Genomic DNA, 20121 nt, shown 5'->3' with positions numbered 1-20121 from the left:
TATTTTAAATCCGTAATTTTTTTACGGTTTCTATTTTTCGTATCTTTGTCTCTTGAAAATTAAACCAATAGGAATATGATAGTAAAATTTGCCGTTACCAACTATCGTGGATTTGCAGACCGCATAGAGTGGGATTTGTCAACTCCTGCAAATTATGAGTTCAATAAGAATGCCATAAAAGACGGTATAATAAAGAATGGTATCATATATGGTCCCAATGGTTCGGGTAAAACGAATTTCAGTTTGGCCTTGTTTGACATAGAAAACCATCTATCTCCCAAGTGGAAAAAGATAGATTACTATATAAACTTCATTTATGCCGGAAAGAAAGAGGGGGTGGTTGAGTTCGAATATACATTTAGATTTGGGAACGAGATAGTTGTCTATATTTATTCCAAAAATGCCGATGGTATATTAGTGTCTGAATCACTTCGGGTTGACGATAACTTAGTTTTTGAACGGAAGAATGGCTCTTTTTGCATAGACAAACAACAGTTTCCTATGGAAGAAACCATAGAGAATAACCTCGGAAGCAATGCAAATAATGTGTCAATAGTCAATTTCTTATTGACTTCCTACCCGTTGGCCAAAGAACACTACTTAATAAAACTCAGTAAGTTTGTCAACTCGATGCTTTGGTTCCGGAATCTTGATATAAGGGAATTTATCGGTCTGGAAACAACTGCAATGAATCTTGATGAGTTTATCATTGCAAACGGATTGCTTGAAGATTTCTCAAATTTCCTGCGGAGAGTCAGTGGGCAAACGTTCCGGCTTGTTGCACATACGTCTGCCGATAAACAAATACTTTGTGATATAGGCGGTTCGGAAATACCTTTCTACTTGGTTGCATCTACGGGAACCAAGTCACTGCAATTACTTTATTTTTGGATGAAGCGAATGAGTGAAGCGTCATTTGTCTTTATTGACGAATTTGATGCATTCTATCATTTCCGTTTAGCCTTTGAAGTGTGCAAAATGTTGTTCAATATGGATTGCCAGATATTTACGTCTTCACATAACACTTATCTGATGACCAATGACCTGCTGCGTCCGGACTGTAATTTTATCTTGAATGAAAATAAGATTAAACCTTTGTGTGATTGTACGGATAAAGAATTGAGATTCGGGCACAATATCGAAAAGCTTTTTCGGGGTAATACTTTTAAGGTATGATACTATTTATTTTTGAAGGTAAGAAATGTGGACCTCGTCTTTTTGAGACTTTGAAACATTTGTTTTTCGCCAAAGAAACAGAACCGTTCGTATGTACTTATAACAGTAATATTTATTCTTTATATTCAAAGTTAAAGGGGTATGATGTCTTTGAAAATGTTACAGCAAGCGGAAATACGGTAACTATACTTAATGACATATTGCAAGAGAACGGGGATGATACTCTTGCTGACATTCTGGAAGTGAATGTTTCTGAAATATTCTTGTTTTTCGATTATGATTTTCAAGAATCCCGATTGACATTGGAAGAGAATAACCGACATATCGGTGAAATGCTGGAGTATTTTAACGATGAAACCGAGAATGGAAAATTGTATATCAATTACCCCATGGTTGAATCTGTATTCTATACCAAGCAACTGCCGGATAAGGATTATCAGAGTTATTACGTTACTCGTGAGGAATGTCATAATTTTAAAGCCTTGGCTCGTGATTTTTCTTTTTATGAGTCTTTTGAACATCTGCTTATATCAGGTAATAAAAATGAAAAAGAGGAAAAGAAGTTGTTGAAACGGCAGACAGCTAAAGAAAATTGGTTGCATTTGACCGATATGAATATCCGAAAGGCGAACTTTATTTGTATGGATGTGGCTGCCATACCGATTTCCAAAGAAAATGTCGCTCAGAGCACCATATATGAAAAGCAATTGACTAAGTATGTAAATACGCAAGATTGTAGAGTGGCTGTCTTGAACTCATTTCCGATATTTTTATATGATTATTTTAGGGATATAGCCAATTTGTATTGATTTATTAGGACAAAAAACGGTGATTCCCCTTTGTTCCCAATCTTGTTTTGCTACTAATATAACTTCGGTCTTATACTGAACCCTATTCAGTAGTATACTGAATGCCATTCAGTCGTATACTGAACCCTATTCAGTCGTATACTGAATTACCCCCGCTTCAGAAGGTGTTCTGGGAGGGGGATGGATTGTGGCGGATTGGCGATTGAAACCAATGCTATTGATCTTTAATATATTGTTACAAAAAAAAGTTCCTGGCTTGACTTTCCTAAAAAAACATTGTCATTTTTTGTTGTTTATAAATTTATTTTTGTAGTTTTGCGATGTTTCCTGCGCCGATACCTCGAATGAGGGTGAATGGGGTGGGAAATTCATATATTAGAAAAGACGTTTACTGCGTTTTTGTCTTGGTTGTGCTAAACTTCGCAAATTTATCACTCAACCACAGGACAGGGCAACGGTAGATGTCTGCGGGATATGTCTATATCCTTTGTGCGCCACAACAAGTGGCGTGCAAAGTTGTTTGTACATATCGGCGTGGGCTTCTGCGTTGCTTATCCTTGGTTGAGGGGCAATGCGAAGGCCTAGCACACAGGATAAGTAACAGGTACAGATTCCCGCGCTTTTTCTTTTTATATGAATCAGGCTTATATCTAATTTATGAACCGTCCGATTCGGGAATCTGCAGGGCTTTATTTTAATAGAATATGGCTATTCGACTTGAATTTCTCCCGCATCTATTCAAGATATGGGTTACGGTGTCAGCACTTTTTTCGATCGCTTTGTTGCAGGCGGCAAATGCCTCACAGGTGCCTCTTACTCCGGGCTCATACGAAGTAACTGTAAACACCAGTCTTGTTTTACGCGAAGCTCCATCATCTCAGGCCCTACAGGTCGGTTCAATTATGAACGGTGACTTGGTTGAGGTACTTTCCTGTACGGATAATTGGGCTGAGGTTACGTATAATGGCAAGAAAGGTTATGTTAGTGCCCGTTATCTTAAGGCCTACATTCCATCTGACGAGTGTGCCGTACCGGACATTGACGACGACAAACTGTTCGGTTATCAGACTTATATATTCTTGTATGAGAAAATGCCTTATGTTATTTTGGGATTAAGCATACTATTGCTGCTGTTGGCACGTACTCCGTTATGTAGCACGCTATTGGTGCTTATGGGTGTGGCCGAATTATTGTTTGTGGCTGGAATAATGGCGCCTGGGCATGGTGAAATGGTTTGGTTTGGCGATCCTAACGAAGTGGGCTGGCTTTATGCCGCTTTAGGTTTTGTGTTACTGATAGCAATATTAGGCATGCAGTTTGCAGTTTTCCGTCCTATCATGTCCGAATTATTTCCCGGATGTTTGGGTACGCTGTTGGGGTATCCACTGATGCTTGTTGCGGGATTATCCGTTGCTTCGCTGCTACTTAGTTTCAAATTATGGTTCATTGTTTTGGGAATAATCGGTGTATTGTGGATAGCGATGGTGGTACGTACCTCGCGAGGACTGCTAGGAGCATTACGCTCTGTCTTGTTGGTGATACTTGTGTGTGGTGGCTTCTTGGCTATGGTATGGGAAACGGCAGGTGTACTGATAGGAGGTTTTCTCATCTTGCTGCTGGTAGGCGCAGTTGCCAATGGAGAAAGCCATGCTTCGGTGCAGGATACCTCACAAACACCGTTGCCGCCCACTTCGGGTACCTCGCAAGAAACAGCTAGAGGTGATAGGGTGATATATGACAGTAACGGCCATCCTACATTCTTGACACGCAACCCTATTACAGGTGATTGGCAGGATGAAAGCGGTCATCCGTGGGATGTGGACGGCAATGGCTGTGCTAGGCGGCGTTAACTTTGATATATTAAATGTAACGTTAAACATTTATGTGAAGATAGGTGGAATCCGAAAAACCAGAAAAGAGTAGGAATAACATTTTATTTTTTACCATTATGGCACAGAATGAAAGTCTTTACGCTGAACTCGAAGTACGTCTCGATGCAAGCGAAACTCAAGCAGAATGGTGTGATCATTGTAATGAAGGTCACCCTGCACCGCTCGACTAAAGATTAAAAAAATGGTTCATCGTTATGCTAACTTTAAAAAATATATATGTGACGTTTAAAGTCACACTGAAATGCAATTTGGCATGCCAATATTGCTATGGACGCGATAATTATGCCCAAGGAGGCGAGATGTCAGATGAAGAAATTTATTGTGGTCTTTTATTCGTATACAAATACGCTTTAATTGTAGGTGCTAAAAGCCTTACAATATGTTGGCATGGCGGTGAACCTTTACTTTTTGCTAAAAGATTGCCTGCTGTAATAGAATCTGCAAATAGGCTATTTGCAGATAAAGGGATAAAAGTGTCCCATGGTATACAAACGAATGCAATATTACTTAAATCTGATATTTATCCATTGATTCAGAAGTACTTTGATGGTTTTGTCGGTGTAAGCGTAGATTTATTTAGCTGTTATCGCACTTTTCCGTCAGGGAAAGTGTCTACAGAAATTGTCGTAAAGAATATCAATGATGCTTTAGCTGCAGGTATTAGGTGTGGTGCCATAAATTTAATCACTAAGGATAATTTGCATAGAATCCATGATATATATGATTTTTACAAACAGCGAAACATGAATGTCAGGCTGGCACGTGTTTTTCCAATTAACGATTCTGACACACTTTCGTCACCCATGTATGTAAGTGATGAAGAATTTACTGGAGCTATGATACAATTCTTTGATTGTTGGGCAAATGATTCAAAACCAGCTGATAATACGGATATAATAAAATTGGTGGCTGATTTACTCTTAGGGGTTCCTTCGCTCTGTTTACGAGAAGAAAACTGCCATCAGCGTTATATGGCATTTAGTCCTGGTGGGGATGTTTTCTCATGTGCTGAGTTCGATGTGCCAGAGTCTGTAATAGGAAACTTTCTCACTCAAACACCCGAAGAATTTGCAGCATCTGATGCCCGAGAATTACTCGTTTTAAAGGCTCCTGTTCCTGAAAAATGCCATCTCTGTAAATTTGAACCTACATGTCATGGAGGTTGTCTTCGAGAGAGGTTTATGCTTGGTTATCCGTATAGATGCAAAAGCAATATGATGTATTGGGAACATATTGTGAAATGGATTGAATCAAAAGGAGGCTATCTATATATGTTAAAAGGGAAAAGTCTTGAAGAAAAACGTGATATAATTAATAAAATCTTTGTGCATAAATAATGAAAAAATGCTATTTGTACTTTTCTCACATAGGGGCAAGGCATATAATCATCTTCTTTTATTAAAGAAATTTATCAATATTAATGAAAATACTTTTACGAACTAATAGGCTTGCTTCTATTGGTGATTTCCATTTACAAGATCTAAAATGGTCGGTATGGAATGATAGAATAAGGATAGACAAAAATCGAATGGTTGTCTTTAACACCTCATCACGTAATGCAATTTTAGCGGAATGTGGTGAATTGAAACAGCCACATCTATTAGAGAGGAATATCGCAAGGCAATTGTTTGAATTAGGATTTTTAGTCACAGGCCATATTAATGAGAAAACAGAGTGGGAGAAACTCTTTGCTCAAGGTAAAAAAAACCTCTCTTATATAGATTTGACAATACTGCTGACAAATAACTGTCAAATGGGTTGCGTATATTGTTTTGAGGGCGCAAAAATGAAAAACAATATACAGAAAGCCACAATGAGTCATATCATAGACTTTTTGAGGACACAAGTAGGAACATGCAAGAAGTTACGCGTAACTTGGTTTGGCGGTGAACCATTACTTGTTTATTACAGATTGAAAGAGTTGTCGCTCGCATTGATGGAATTTTGTAATAGTCATCAGATTGAATATAAAGCAGATATAACGACAAATGGTTTTGCGTTGAATGAAGCACGTTGCCATGAAATGGTATCTCAATTGCAAGTGAAAAGATATATTATTACCATAGATGGTTTAGCTGCAACTCATGATGTACGCCGGCCCTTAAAGAATGGAGAATCTTCATTTTCGACCATTTGGCACAATATAGAATTGTTGGTAGATACTGGAGCATGGGTTACTATACGCATGACTATAGATAAAAATAATGCTGAGGAAATACCGAAGTTGCTTGACTTTATTGCGAAAAGCAAGCTATGCGGGCAGGTGGGGTTGTCGTTTTGTAGAACAATAGACTACAACTATACTCCAGACGCCATATCGGATACACTTTATACAGAAGCGGAGTTTGCCGAAGTTGAATGGCGGCTCATCCAACATGCTCATAGTTTAGATTTATGGCAATACAGATTTCCGCACGCGGCTCCTTTGGGTGGCTGTTTGCGTGAGGGGGATATAGTGATTGGTGCGGGCGGAGAGATTTATAAATGTCTTGACACTGTGGGTAATCGGAAATGGGTAATGGGGCATATAGCAGGGCAATCTGTATTTAAGCCTTTATGGTACACTCAGTGGCAACAATGGACTCCACTGCAATCTGATATTTGTAAAGACTGTATTCTTGTGCCACTGTGCAATGGCGGCTGTCCCCATAATGCGCTGTTTACTGATAAAAAGCATGGAACAGAAACCTGTTGCCCGGATTGGAAATCTAATTATCAAAGACAAATAATTTCACTGATTAAAGAAAAAGATGATAAAGAAACCTTATAAAGCTGATACACCGACAGGCACGGTAAACCGCATTAGAAATATTATTGCAACACATGTTCTCCCCGTAAAGGAAAAAAGCTTAGGTGATGGTCGTGATTTCTTCTCATGCCGAATTTATCTTTCGCATGGGGAAGATTCTTCGATAGGTACTAATGGGAAAGGAATGAATCAAGAATATGCTTTAGCAAGCGGTTATGCTGAATTTATGGAGCGTTTTCAGAACAGAGTAATCGTTTACCCAAATCCCGCAAACATCAACTCATCTTGTCGCTTTTTCCCTGATGAAAAAGCTTATGAATTAAACCATGATGATGCAATAGCGGCGATTAAAAAATATGTGCCAAGAGTGCTTTCGTCTACAGGATTATGTTCAGCTACTCTAGAGGGGGTATCGCTTCCTTTCTATCATGTAAACAGTGGTAAAGTCCAAGAAGTACCTTATTCTCTCATCCGCTGGATAAACGGTTCGAATGGTATGTGTGCCGGCAATATCCGTGAAGAGGCACTTGTTCAAGGGTTTTGTGAAGTCTTCGAACGGTATTGCATACAGGAAATGTATAAAAGAAAAATTGTTCCTCCTGAGGTTCCAAGGTCTGTATTTGATGGAACAAAGGTGATTGAGCGATTAGAGGATCTACGGAATGTTTATGGAATGGATTATTCTATTAAGGATTATTCATTAGGGGAAGGATTTCCTGTAATTGGACTTTTACTCTATAATAAAGACAAATCAAAGTACATACTTCATCTGGGAGCCGACCTCAATCCCGAAATAGCTCTTGAACGATGTTTCACTGAAATATTTCAAGGATATACAGCAGATACCTTGACCTTTGAGAATGATGTCAATGCCTGTGAACGATTAGATGCATTCAATGAGTTTAAACGAAGTCTAATGTATGGAAGGGGACGGCAGCATGATAATTTCTTTACCGGTCTCCCTTCTTATTCATATTTGGGACATACTACTATACCCGTTGGCAAGAATTTCTGTGAAGACCTGCATAATATATGTCAGTGGCTGATAAAGAAAGGATACGATATATATATACGTGACAATTCATTTCTCGGATTTCCTGCCCTTCATTTAGTGGTACCGGGATTGTCGGAGATTGACCATACATTTTGCAATCTCAATAGACGTGTCTGTCACATGCAACTTACTGAGAACAGGGTTAATCCTCTCTTTCGATTCAGGTGGCTTAATGATTCTGAGTGTCGTGAAACCATTGAATATCTGAGTCTACTTGACAAGGAAGCAATAGAGCTATTCACTCGAAACAATCACCCCAACAATACGGTTAACCGTCACATTATACTTATGCTTCTTCATGTAAGATTGGGACATAAAGAAGAGGCTGTAGAGTGCTTGGAGACCTATAAAAGTTACTGCCTGTCACAAAAAAGAGAGATACGTCCCTATTATGAACAAATGATACACATCTTGCGAGGGGAATATGTGGCAGATAAAACAGCCAATAGTTATAAAATTGCATCATCATTTTTAGCACATCCGGAAAAGGCTTTGGAGGCAATTGATACACCCATGTGCTTCAATTGTGAACGATGTCATTTATCTATAGGTTGTCTTTATCCTTTGTTGCAAGAAATAGAAACTGCTTGTCAAACAGCTATGGCTAAGCATATGCCTTCACAAGATTCCTTAAGTGAGTTATTCCAATAATTATGAAAGAACTAAGTTTTAGATTGAATCCCTACACCTTTGTGCGTAATTATTCAGATGGCTATTATTTGGAGAATCAGGTGAGCCATATGCGGGCTTTTTTGCCAAAAGATAAATTTGAGTGGCTGGAAAGCATCGGAATCCACAATACTCTATCCTCTATATATGAAATTTTAGTTGATTCTGTAGAAATAGAGAAAACTATGCTTCAGTTACATAAAGTATGGCTGATAGATATTATAGGCATTCCTGTGACTTTGGAAAGACGTTTTTCTTATGCTCATAAAGCAGAAATAGAGCATCGGTTTGGCGATTACCCATTCATCGGAATAAAAAATGAAAGCGAAGTCCCTTGTTTAATCAATCTGCAAATAGAATTGACGGATGTTTGTAACGAACATTGCATTCATTGCTATCTTCCCAATGAAAAAAAAGATAAGGGAAATGCCTTGAGTGTTGAACAAGTTATTGAAATCCTTCAGCAATTTCGTGCAATGAATGGGCTTAAAGTGGTATTCTCAGGAGGCGAAATTTTGTTACATGCCAATCTCTTCGAAATTTTAGAGGAATGTAAGCGACTAAATTTAATGATTTTACTACAAAGCAATCTGCTTTCCTTAACCGAAGCCAATTTAAAGAAGATAAAGGAACTTGATGTATTTAATGTACAAGTTTCACTTTATTCAACGGATGAACAAATTCATGAATCAATAACACGACGTAAAGGCTCATTTGAAAGGACAAAACGGAATATAGAAATGTTGGTGAAAAATGATATTCCTGCCATGATTTCTTGTCCGGTGATGTCCCAAAATGTTTCTACAGTACGCAGTCTCCATAAATATGCTCAAAGTTTAGGTGTAGATGTGTATTTTGACTTTATGATGATGGCTGAATGCAATGGCAAAAATGATAACTTGTCTGTTAGAATCAATTTAGAGCAAACAAAGGATATGCTTCAATTTCGTATTGATTCCCAACCTAAATTTATTGAAGCTATAGCTAACTCAAATACGCTGGCGGAAGCTTTGTCGAAGAGATATGCCCGTCGTCGAACAATGTGTGATATCCTCTCGGCTTCACTTTGTATAGATTCGGATGGAACCGTATATCCCTGTCCGGGATGGAATGGCATGAAAATGGGAAACATTGCTTCATCTTCCATTAAAAATATATGGTTGAGTGAACAAGCTAATAAGTTACGGGCAATTAATATAGATGAATTTGCCACATGCAAGAGCTGTGATTTGTACAACTTTTGTGATATGTGTGCTGTATATAATTTTAATGAAAATGGTGATGTATATAGCGCGTGTTCTCGATTTTGTGAAATGGCAAAGATATTGAAAGAATGTGTCATTAAAAAGTATTTTCAACTTCATTAAATTCAAAGAGTTATGTTACAGGATAAAATTTTCAATGATATTTCATTATTAAATTCATTATGTCAAGCATCCGGAGTCTCCGGATTCGAAAAAGAGGTATGCGAATGCTACCTTAATCAAATAGAAAAAAATGTAAATAAACAGTATACAGATGTGATGGGTAATGCTTATGGTGTGTTATCTGGTAGTGGGAATGGTAAAAAAATAATGGTTGAGGCACATGCCGATGAAATAGGTTTTCAAGTAATACACATTGATGAAAGCGGTTTCTTGTATGTGCGATGTAATGGTGGTATTGACGAACAATGTGTGCCAGGGTCACAAGTGGAGATTGTTACCCGTAGTGGTGAACGTGTGCTGGGAGTAATCGGCAAAAAACCTATTCATTTGATGTCCTCTGATGATCGAAAACATACATTGAAACTGAATCAGCTATGGATAGACACAGGTCTGGATGTTGATGAGGTGAAATTAAATATCTCAGTTGGTGATACAGTTGTTTTAATGCCTAATCTGCAATGGCTTGGGAAAAACAGAATATCTGGTAGGGGATTGGATAACAAGCTTGGTGTGTATGCCATTATAAAAGTAATAAAACAACTCGCCCAAGAACATACATTACCTAATACTATTATTGGTGTTGCAACTGTACAAGAAGAAGTTGGAAGTAGAGGAGCTGCTGTAGCGGGATATCGTATAAAACCGGATATTGCTGTTACTGTAGATCTTGATTTTGCTACAGATGTGCCGGACTGCTCTCAAAGCAAATACGGGAAGATACTTTTAGGGGCTGGCGTTGTCATTCCATTAAATGTCGATTGTGATATTGCTTTAAGTAGAAAACTGGAAATGCTTGCCAAGGAATATAATATACCTTACCAAATGTCTGCAAGACCTCATGCCACAGGAGGAACTAACATATCTCGAATACAGCTTGTACATGAAGGAATTCGTACAATATCACTTGGTATTCCTTGCCGTTATATGCATACGCCTGTGGAAATGTGTGATATTAGAGATGTAAATGCAGCTATCCAGCTTCTAATACTATTTTGTATTCAAAATGATATTTGATGAGTATGGTAAGTATACATATATTTCTGTAAACTGATTCCGTGAGAGCCGCATGTCTTCATCAGCAAAGCGTACACATTTATCGTTCAATCTTGTTCATGCGTTTAGTGCATGATTTATTTGGACTGAAAGTTGCTTTAATCTACACTATCCCGGACATTTGACTCTCACGGTTTGCTTTACGGAAAAAGTGAAAGGTGATTATATCTTGTTGAATGGTGTTCGATATGTGATTTGTGCCCCGACTTATATTAATGTATCTGTTGGAGTTTCCATACCGGATATGGGCAATATCAGGCAAAAGTTATATTTATTGGATTGAGTGGCATTTAGTGATGGAACTCTATTTGTTGTAGAGACCGCCCTGAAAGCCACTGCTCATTATCAGTGCTTTACGTCTCCTGCTTGTAGAGATTACCATCCTATTCTTCTTATTCCTGTTTGATATTCTCTTTCTCGCTGTAGAGACGCCTGTTGCGTAATGTGTTGTTTTATAGTGATTTATGTAAATCGGTTGTAGATGCCATTTTCTTGTTTTCTCTTGTTTCTCACCCTAACTTTGCAACATCGAATTTGAGAAAAGCGGATAGCTGAATCGTTGAGGCCTCACGCTGAAAACTTCTGCTTCTTGGATGAGATAAAAGAGATGGAATATACATTATTAAATTAATCATTTAAAACATTACGATTATGGCATTTTTTAAAAGAATTCAGAAGAAAGTAAACAATTTGTGGTATCCTCAATCAGTAACCTGGGGCAAGGCGGTTACTACCCGCGAAGTGGCAGACGAACTGTCCGTTCTCTCTACCGTGACCCGTGGTGACACGTATGCGGTGATGGAAAATCTTGGACGGGTATTAAGTAGTTATATGGGACAGGGACGTACAGTGAAAATAGACGGTGTGGGCACTTTCTATTACACGGCTACTTCCGCTAAAAGAGGAGTACCGACGGCTGCGGAGGTGAGTGCTTCGCTGATTAACGGGGTACGCGTTCGCTTTCTTCCCGAAGTGGAGCGTAACAGTGGTCGTCAGGTAACTACCCGTAGTATGGTGAATACGAAGATTGTTTGGGAAGAGTGGGGCAAAACCGCCACTCCCGGTGGCAACACCGATAGCGGAAATACCGGTGGCGACGGCGGTATCGAGGATAATCCATTAGGTTAATCCTCTTAGTTCTGATAAGTTGATATCTTTTGATATCCAGTGACTTGTGACAGGTGGTTCCCGTGCAATCTTTTCGATAGGAGAGGGCACGGGAACTTTCGTTTTAGCATATTTTATCGTTCTTTTTCTGTTTTAATTCATCGAAAATCCGTAATTTCGGACGATTTTTTGCAAAACAGGTCGAATAACTAATAATTTATAATATGGAAAATCTAAACACAGCGCTTCTGCTGATGGTGGTAGGTATGACGACAGTGTTCGCTATCCTGCTGATTGTAATCTACTTAGGTAAAGGGCTCATTCTTCTGGTAAACAAGTACGCCCCCGAAGAGGTGGTGCCGGATAAGAAAGGTGCGCAAGGTCCCGCAGCGATTCCCGGAAATATTTTGGCTGCTATCAGTGCCGCTGTAACAGTGGTGACACAAGGCAAGGGTAAAGTAGCCAAGGTCGAGAAAGTAAAATGATAATCTTTAATAAAAACACACATCTATTTATTTAGTATGAAAAAAGAAATTAAGTTCAGCTTGGTGTTCAGGGACATGTGGCAGAGTGCCGGAAAATATGTGCCCCGCGTAGACCAGCTGGTAAAGGTTGCTCCAGCTATTGTTGAAATGGGCTGTTTTGCCCGCGTAGAAACCAATGGCGGAGGTTTTGAACAGGTAAATCTATTGTTTGGTGAAAATCCTAATAAAGCTGTACGTGCATGGACGAAACCGTTCCACGAAGCCGGTATACAAACTCACATGTTGGACCGTGCACTGAATGGTCTGCGCATGAGTCCTGTGCCTGCGGATGTACGTAGGCTGTTTTACAAAGTGAAGAAAGTACAGGGGACAGATATCACACGCACATTCTGCGGATTGAACGATACCCGTAACATTATTCCTTCCATCACTTACGCTAAGGAAGCCGGAATGATATCCCAGTGCTCGCTCTGTATCACCCATTCGCCCATTCATACAGTAGAATACTATACGGATATGGCGTTAACACTCATCAAGGCAGGTGCCGATGAAATCTGTATCAAGGATATGGCAGGTATCGGACGCCCGGTATCATTGGGTAAGATCGTAGCAAATATCAAGGCTGCACATCCTGAAATTCCTATTCAGTATCATAGCCATGCAGGTCCTGGTTTTAATATGGCAAGCATCCTCGAAGTTTGTGAGGCTGGTTGCGATTATATTGACGTGGGTATGGAACCGTTGTCATGGGGTACAGGACACGCTGACTTGCTGAGTGTGCAGGCAATGCTGAAAGATGCAGGTTTCCAGGTTCCTGAGGTGAATATGGAAGCATACATGAAGGTGCGTGCATTGATTCAGGAATTTATGGATGATTTCCTCGGTTTGTACATCAGTCCGAAGAACCGCTTGATGAATTCCCTGCTGATCGGTCCGGGACTTCCGGGTGGTATGATGGGTAGCCTTATGGCCGACTTGGAGTCCAATCTGGAATCCATCAATAAATATAAGGCAAAACGTAACTTGCCGTTTATGACGCAGGATCAGTTGCTTATCAAACTGTTTAACGAAGTAGCTTATGTATGGCCGCGTGTAGGTTATCCCCCGTTGGTAACTCCATTCAGTCAGTATGTTAAGAATCTGGCGATGATGAACGTGATTGCCATGGAAAAAGGCAAGGAACGTTGGGGTATGATTGCTGATGATATCTGGGATATGCTGTTGGGCAAGGCAGGTAAACTGCCGGGTACGCTGGCTCCTGAACTCGTAGAGAAAGCGGAACGTGAAGGCCGTAAGTTCTTCACCGGAAATCCACAGGATAATTATCCGGATGCGCTCGACAAGTATCGCAAGATGATGAAAGAGAATAAATGGGATCTGGGAGAAGATGATGAAGAACTCTTCGAATATGCCATGCATCCGGCACAATACGAAGCATACAAGAGTGGCAAGGCGAAAGAAGACTTCCTGGCAGACGTGGAAAAACGGAAGGCAGAACTTAATAAGTCCCCGTTGGATGACGCTAAACCGAAGACGCTAACCGTACAGGTGGATGGACAGGCTTATCGCGTAACGGTGGCTTATGGTGATATTGACCTACCGGCAAATGCTACTGCGAAAGTGGAAGCTCCCGTAGGCGAAGGTCAGGATGTGATCGCTCCGTTGGAAGGTAAGTTCTTCCTGACGAAGAATGCACAAGAGACTCCGGTGAAAGTGGGCGACAAGGTGAAGAAAGGCGACTTGCTTTGCTACATTGAAGCTATGAAGACATACAATGCCATCCGTGCCGACTTTGACGGAACGGTGACGGCCATTTGCGCCACTCCGGGTGACACTGTATCAGAAGATGATGTATTAATGAAGATAGGATAAACAGCGATGGAAGAAATATTTGCAAAACTCTATGATATGACGGCGTTCAGCAACATTATTGCCGACCCGTCGTTTCTGGTGATGTATGCCATTGCTTTCATTCTGCTGTACTTGGGTATCAAGAAGCATTACGAACCGTTATTGCTGGTGCCCATCGCCTTTGGTGTACTCATCGCTAACTTTCCCGGTGGCGAAATGGGTGTCATTCAGGCGGATGAAAACGGAATGGTAATGGTAAATGGGGTATTAAAGAACATCTGGGAAATGCCGTTGCATGAAATTGCACACGACTTGGGATTGATGAACTTCATCTACTATATGTTGATTAAGACAGGTTTCTTGCCGCCCATCATCTTTATGGGGGTGGGTGCTTTGACGGACTTCGGACCGATGCTTCGTAACCTGCGTCTCTCTATCTTTGGAGCGGCAGCACAGTTGGGTATCTTTACGGTGCTGTTGTGTGCGGTGATGATGGGTTTCACACCGCAGGAAGCAGGTGCTCTCGGTATCATTGGTGGTGCTGACGGCCCGACGGCTATTTTCACTACTATTAAACTGGCTCCGCATTTGTTGGGTCCGATTGCTATTGCCGCCTATTCTTACATGGCGTTGGTGCCGGTGATTATTCCGTTGGTAGTGAAGCTGTTCTGCTCTAAGAAGGAATTGATGATCAATATGAAGGAGCAGGAGAAACTCTATCCTTCGAAGACGGAAATCAAGAATCTGCGTGTACTGAAAATCATTTTCCCGATAGCGGTAACTACAATTGTCGCTCTCTTTGTACCGACGGCAGTGCCTTTGATCGGTATGTTGATGTTCGGTAACCTGATTAAGGAAATCGGTGCGGACACCAGCCGCTTGTTTGATGCGGCTGCCAACAGCATTATGAATGCGGCAACCATCTTCTTAGGACTGAGTGTAGGCGCAACTATGACAAGCGAAGCATTCCTGAACTGGACGACCATCGGTATTGTTATAGGTGGTTTCCTTGCATTTGCACTTTCCATTACGGGTGGTATCTTCTTTGTGAAGCTGTTCAACCTGTTCAGCAAGAAGAAGATCAATCCGCTGATCGGTGCAACAGGACTGAGTGCTGTGCCTATGGCAAGCCGTGTGTGCAATGAGATTGCTACGAAGTATGATCCGAAGAACCATGTGCTGAATTACTGTATGTCCAGTAATATTTCCGGTGTTATCGGTTCAGCGGTAGCTGCGGGTGTATTGATCTCATTCTTGGGATAAGGAGAATAGATACGCGGACGACGCGGATTGAGGCGGACGAACGCGGACTTTTTAGGCGCGGATTACGCGGATTACACGGATTTTTTCATTACAATAAAGAAATAAATCTGCGTAATCCGTGTAATCCGCGCCTGAATCTTTATTCACTAATCACTTTTCTGTATTCTGCCACTGCCATTTTCTCTGCCAGATATGCATTAATCAGGTTCGTATGCGCCTGTGTCCAGGATAATTGTGCGGACAAAACATCTGCCATACTGGATTTTCCTTCGTTATAAGAGAAAGTGACAAGGTCCAGGTTCTCTTCGGCAAGATCCATATTTTCCTTTGCTGTCTTTACTTGTTGCTCTGTTTCCGTCAGTTTTGTAGTGGCGGCGGAGAGTTCTTCAAGAATATTATCAGTGATATAACTTTGTTGCAGCTTCTGGATACCAATGAATGCTTTCTGTTGCCGGTTTGTCTTGAAACGCGCCCCCCAACGGAAGATGGGGATACTGACGTTTACTCCGGCTACAGGCGTATGGGGGATTTCCTGTCCCATGTACGTGATACCGGTATCCCAACCTGTGGCAAGGAACATGCTTACCTGAGGATTGTACTTGCTGAGGGCGGCATGGCGTTGTGCTTCACTTCGGGCTATGTTTACCGTTGTGCTGGCATAATCGGCACGGCGTGGAAGTACATCGTCAAGTCCAAGAATGTCGACGGGTTCACTGGCTATACTGATTTCACTTAGGCTATCTACAGGGGTATTGGGTGCTACTCCCATCAGAATGTTCAGTTGTTGCAGAGCAAGGGTATAGTTCTGGCGGGCCTTGATATACTGCAATTCAGCTTCTTTCTGGCGGGTGGAAATCATCAGCAGGTCTGTACGACTGATAGCGCCATCGTTGAAACGATCCTGAATAATATCGTGCTGCTTCTTTATGATATCCTGAAATGTAGCAGCAGCCTCAAGACTGGCATAGGCGGCTGAGGCATTCCAGTAAACGGCATCGCTTTGATAATGAATTTGATCGAGAGTCAGTTCTGTGGTGAGCTGGCTTAACTCTTCATCAGCCTGCGCCATACGTTTCTGGGCTATCAGAGAACCACCGGTATAGAGGGGTTGTGCTAAAGTTGCGAGTGCCTGATAGGTATAGGGGCGGTATTCACCTTTCGGACTGTTCCACTTATCCAGGTGGTTGAGGTTGGCGGTACCTTCGGCAGTGATGTCTATTTGTGGCAGGAAGCCGGTATTTGCTATTTTTCGCGCTTCAGTGCTTGCCGTGGTTTTCAAGCGCTGCTGTTTCAGCACCTGGCTGTAGGTTTCTACTTTGTCACGATATGCTTCGCGGCTTAAGTACTGCTGGGCTCCGGATTTCAGGCCGAAGCAACAGAGTAGGGCGATTATGAATATCTTCTTCTTCATGATTATTTGTATTTCTTCTTTTCACTCTTTGATCTTATGTATCGCGCAATATGCCACCGGAAGCACGAACAGCGTCAATGCCGAGGCTACCAGCAGACCACCCATGATGGTTGCCGCCATACCACCGAACATAGCGTCGAATAGCAACGGCAACATACCCAGAATCGTGGTTCCGGATGCCATGGCTACAGGTATGATACGGCTGGTTGTGGCACTGATTACCGCATTCAGCGGTGTTTTTCCGGAAGCAGCTTCTATATCGATCTGGTCTACCAATACAATTGCATTCTTGATATTCATACCAATCAAACCCAGTAGGCCGAGTACAGAGAAGAAGTCGAATGATTTACCAAGCAAGATTAATCCCAGTACGATGCCGATAAAGATAAGCGGCAACATCAATAGGATGACAATTGGCTTGCGGTAGGTCTTGAACAGGAACAACAGGGTGATGAACATCAGGAAAAACGTCAATGGCATGTTAGCTGCCAATGCCGCGTTACTTTCTGCCTGACTTTCCTGTTCACCAAAATACTTCATGGTGTATCCTTCCGGTACCTGAATTTCTTCTTGTACTTCTTTCCATATCTTATTGAATGCTGCTATGGCATTTACTCCCCGGCGTGGATCGGCTTGCGCCATCATTACCATCTGACGGTTATAGTCTTTCACATTCGAGAACTTATATTGGAAATCAAATTCACTGACTACTTGTTCCAAGGTAGTGGTTTCCTGTGTTGTTCCGAATACGGGTAGTGTACGCAGGTCGTTGATGCGGAAAGAATCGACTGTGTTATCCTTTAGCAGGATGGGCAGCACCTGATCGCCTTCACGATATTCGCCTAATGTCATACCGCTTGTACCGATCTGAATACTCTGTGCCATACTTTGCCGGGAGACACCTAACGGTTGGGCACGTTCCGGACTGTAAACGGGTTTCCATACAGGAATCTTATTCCCCCATGAATTTCGTATGTTGATGAGATCATCATCCCGATGCATGATTTCCAGGACTTTGTTGGTCAGCATCACCAATGAATCGACATTATTACCGATAAAGCCGATTTCAATGGCGGCGTCTACCGCAGGCGATAGCTTAAACAAAGTGGTGCGGGTTATGGCATTCGGATAGTTTGCCTTCATATATTGGTCGAAGTTCTCTTCGTATTCCTTTGTATATTTACTGTCGGTCAGTTCAATGAGTATATTGGCAAAGTTGGGCTTGGGACCGACGGAAGTAGATGCCAGATAGTAACGTAACGGTGTACTTCCGAATGTGGTGGATATTCGTTTCACTTCCGGTTGTTGCAGGAGGTGCGCTTCCACCTGTTTCATCTCCTTTTCCACGTCACGGATGCTGTAACCGTCCGGATAGAATATATCGGCACGGAAATAGGGCTTATCCAGTGAGGGGAAGAAGTTTTGCGGCATCATTCCCATGATGACCAGTGAGATGATGAACAGCGCTGCCATACTGCCCAGTGTGAGAGTCTTCTTCTTGATCAGTACTTCGAGGATAGAGGCGAACTTGTGATAGAAAGGTTTGTCATACGGGTCTTTATTGGCATCGCCGGATTTGGCTTTCAGGATAAAGTTGCCGAAAGTGGTGGTCTGCGTGAGTGCCAGTACCCAGCTCAATCCTAAAGAAATGGCAAGTACGACAAACAGGGGTTTTACGATTTCCGCTACGGCAGAAGGGGCGAGGTACAACGGCAGGAACGAACAAATGGCGATGAACGTAGCGCCAAGTAATCCCCATTGCGGTCCGGTAGCTCCATCTATCAGCGCTTTTCGCCGGTCTATGCCTCGGGCAATGGCTATTTGCGCATTGTCTGTCACTACGATAGCATTATCCACCAGCATACCCATGGCAATGATGAAACCTGCCAGTGAAGTACGGTTCAATCCTACCCCCATGAAGGACATGATGAGCAGCGTGCCGCCAATGGTAAATAGCAGCGAACTGCCGATAAGTATACCTGCACGCAGCCCCATCACCAGCATGATGATAACGATTACAATGAGGAGGGATTCTATCAGGTTCATGATAAAACCATTATTTGCTTCCTGAGCTATGACATTTTCCGGATACAGACTTTCCAATTCCAGCCCTACCGGAATAAGGGGAAGAAGTTCAGCCAGTTTCCGGTCTACCAGTTCTCCGGTCTTTACTACATCTTTTGTCGGGTCGGTGGAGACGCCGATGCCTATGGCGCGCTTCCCGTTGACGTGCATGATGTTGGCGGGCGGGTCCATATATCCTTTTTCAATGACAGCGATATCGCCCAGTTTCACCTGTCCGCCCGGAGTGGTAATCACTTGGTTCTGGATGTCATTGACGGTGGTGTAGGTTCCGTTGGCAACGATGCGCAGTTGTTGTTCACCGGCATTGATTTCACCTGTATTGATAATCTGGTTTTGCGATTGCAACAGGCTTGCTACTTGTTTTGGATCTATGCCCATACCGGCCAGTTTATTGACGGATATATAGATATTCACCACTTCGGTTTGCGTACCGAACAGGGCTACCTTCATTACCCCGTCGGCAGTGATAACCTGAGTTTTGATACGTTCTGCCCAGTTGCGCATTTCTTCGTAAGAGAAACCGTCATCGCCTACCAGACCGTAATAGATGCCGAATACATCGCCGAAATCGTCCGATACCGTGGGAACGGAAGCGCCGGCGGGTAGTTGCGGTTGTATGTTGAGCACCTTGCGGCGCAGTTCGTCCCACTTCTGCGGAATGGATTCTGCGGAAAGGGAAGGCTGAAGCTCGAATGTTATCTTGGACAGTCCGTACATGGACTCCGACTTGATTTTATAGACACCACTCATCGACTGTATCTCGCGGGAGATCGGTTCGGTGATCAGTCGTTCTACTTCTGCCGGTTCCGCCCCCGGGTAGCGGGTCATTATGACCGCTGACTTGATGACAAAGGGTGCATCCTCTTTCTTTCCCAACCGGTCGAATGATAGTATACCGCCGATTAGCAACACAGCCAGGAAGAAATAAACAATCTTGGTGTTGTCTAATGCATATTTAGCTAAATTCATATGATTTATATTTATGTTTTAGATTCTATAAATGATAATTTAACAGGCTGAATTTTAAGCCTGAAAGGCTTGCATTATATAGCGTAGGGCATCGCCCTACGTAATGTGCATCCCCATTTCT

The 20121-nt window shown here is 42.0% G+C and carries 14 protein-coding genes; 12 read left to right on the top strand and 2 right to left on the bottom strand.

From position 1 onward, the window contains the following. The first annotated feature begins 75 nt into the window (after window positions 1–75). The 12 genes from BN161_RS04155 to BN161_RS04100 all read left to right on the top strand — a co-directional run bounded on the left by BN161_RS04155 (window position 76) and on the right by BN161_RS04100 (window position 15535). Window positions 76–1176, top strand: coding sequence for an AAA family ATPase (locus BN161_RS04155; protein ID WP_044263360.1), 1101 nt, complete (start codon window positions 76–78; stop codon window positions 1174–1176). Further along, window positions 1173–1985 (top strand): hypothetical protein, encoded by an 813-nt coding sequence (locus BN161_RS04150; protein WP_044263359.1) that lies wholly within the window; start codon window positions 1173–1175, stop codon window positions 1983–1985. Before BN161_RS04155 ends, BN161_RS04150 begins: the two co-directional genes overlap by 4 nt. A gap of 704 nt (window positions 1986–2689) precedes the next feature. After that, complete coding sequence (locus BN161_RS04145) at window positions 2690–3835, top strand: SH3 domain-containing protein (RefSeq protein WP_044263358.1); 1146 nt, start codon at window positions 2690–2692, stop codon at window positions 3833–3835. A gap of 236 nt (window positions 3836–4071) precedes the next feature. Next, on the top strand, window positions 4072–5214 hold the full coding sequence (locus BN161_RS27965) for a radical SAM/SPASM domain-containing protein (RefSeq protein WP_052356173.1): 1143 nt from the start codon (window positions 4072–4074) through the stop codon (window positions 5212–5214). Window positions 5215–5297: 83 nt separating this feature from the next. Beyond that, complete coding sequence (locus BN161_RS04135) at window positions 5298–6647, top strand: radical SAM/SPASM domain-containing protein (RefSeq protein WP_044263357.1); 1350 nt, start codon at window positions 5298–5300, stop codon at window positions 6645–6647. After that, the gene (locus BN161_RS04130) at window positions 6628–8331 is read left to right on the top strand and encodes a YcaO-like family protein (protein ID WP_044263356.1); all 1704 of its coding nucleotides are present in this window, start codon (window positions 6628–6630) and stop codon (window positions 8329–8331) included. The genes BN161_RS04135 and BN161_RS04130 overlap by 20 nt, the downstream gene beginning before the upstream one ends. A gap of 2 nt (window positions 8332–8333) precedes the next feature. Next, window positions 8334–9716, top strand: coding sequence for a radical SAM/SPASM domain-containing protein (locus BN161_RS04125; protein WP_044263355.1), 1383 nt, complete (start codon window positions 8334–8336; stop codon window positions 9714–9716). 12 nt (window positions 9717–9728) lie between these two features. Next, window positions 9729–10790, top strand: coding sequence for a M20/M25/M40 family metallo-hydrolase (locus BN161_RS04120; protein ID WP_044263354.1), 1062 nt, complete (start codon window positions 9729–9731; stop codon window positions 10788–10790). 690 nt (window positions 10791–11480) lie between these two features. Beyond that, window positions 11481–11957 carry an HU family DNA-binding protein gene (locus tag BN161_RS04115; RefSeq protein WP_044263353.1) on the top strand — a complete coding sequence of 159 codons (477 nt, stop codon included), beginning with the start codon at window positions 11481–11483 and terminating at the stop codon, window positions 11955–11957. A 203-nt stretch (window positions 11958–12160) separates the two neighbouring features. Beyond that, the gene (locus BN161_RS04110; protein ID WP_007664426.1) at window positions 12161–12421 is read left to right on the top strand and encodes an OadG family protein; all 261 of its coding nucleotides are present in this window, start codon (window positions 12161–12163) and stop codon (window positions 12419–12421) included. A 36-nt stretch (window positions 12422–12457) separates the two neighbouring features. Then, the gene (locus BN161_RS04105; protein ID WP_044263352.1) at window positions 12458–14293 is read left to right on the top strand and encodes a biotin/lipoyl-containing protein; all 1836 of its coding nucleotides are present in this window, start codon (window positions 12458–12460) and stop codon (window positions 14291–14293) included. A 6-nt stretch (window positions 14294–14299) separates the two neighbouring features. After that, a complete protein-coding gene (locus tag BN161_RS04100; RefSeq protein ID WP_044263351.1) occupies window positions 14300–15535 on the top strand; it encodes a sodium ion-translocating decarboxylase subunit beta in 1236 nt (411 codons plus the stop codon). Window positions 15536–15674: 139 nt separating this feature from the next. Here BN161_RS04100 and BN161_RS04095 read toward each other — a convergent pair whose 3' ends face one another. Beyond that, window positions 15675–16946, bottom strand: a complete 1272-nt coding sequence (locus BN161_RS04095; RefSeq protein WP_081743627.1) for a TolC family protein — start codon at window positions 16944–16946, stop codon at window positions 15675–15677. A 21-nt stretch (window positions 16947–16967) separates the two neighbouring features. Further along, complete coding sequence (locus tag BN161_RS04090; RefSeq protein ID WP_044263349.1) at window positions 16968–20000, bottom strand: efflux RND transporter permease subunit; 3033 nt, start codon at window positions 19998–20000, stop codon at window positions 16968–16970. Window positions 20001–20121: the final 121 nt, after the last annotated feature.

Source organism: Bacteroides timonensis (assembly GCF_000513195.1).
GTDB lineage: Bacteria > Bacteroidota > Bacteroidia > Bacteroidales > Bacteroidaceae > Bacteroides > Bacteroides timonensis.
Note: the sequence above shows the minus strand (reverse complement) of the source record. Positions and strands in the feature narration are given on the sequence as shown.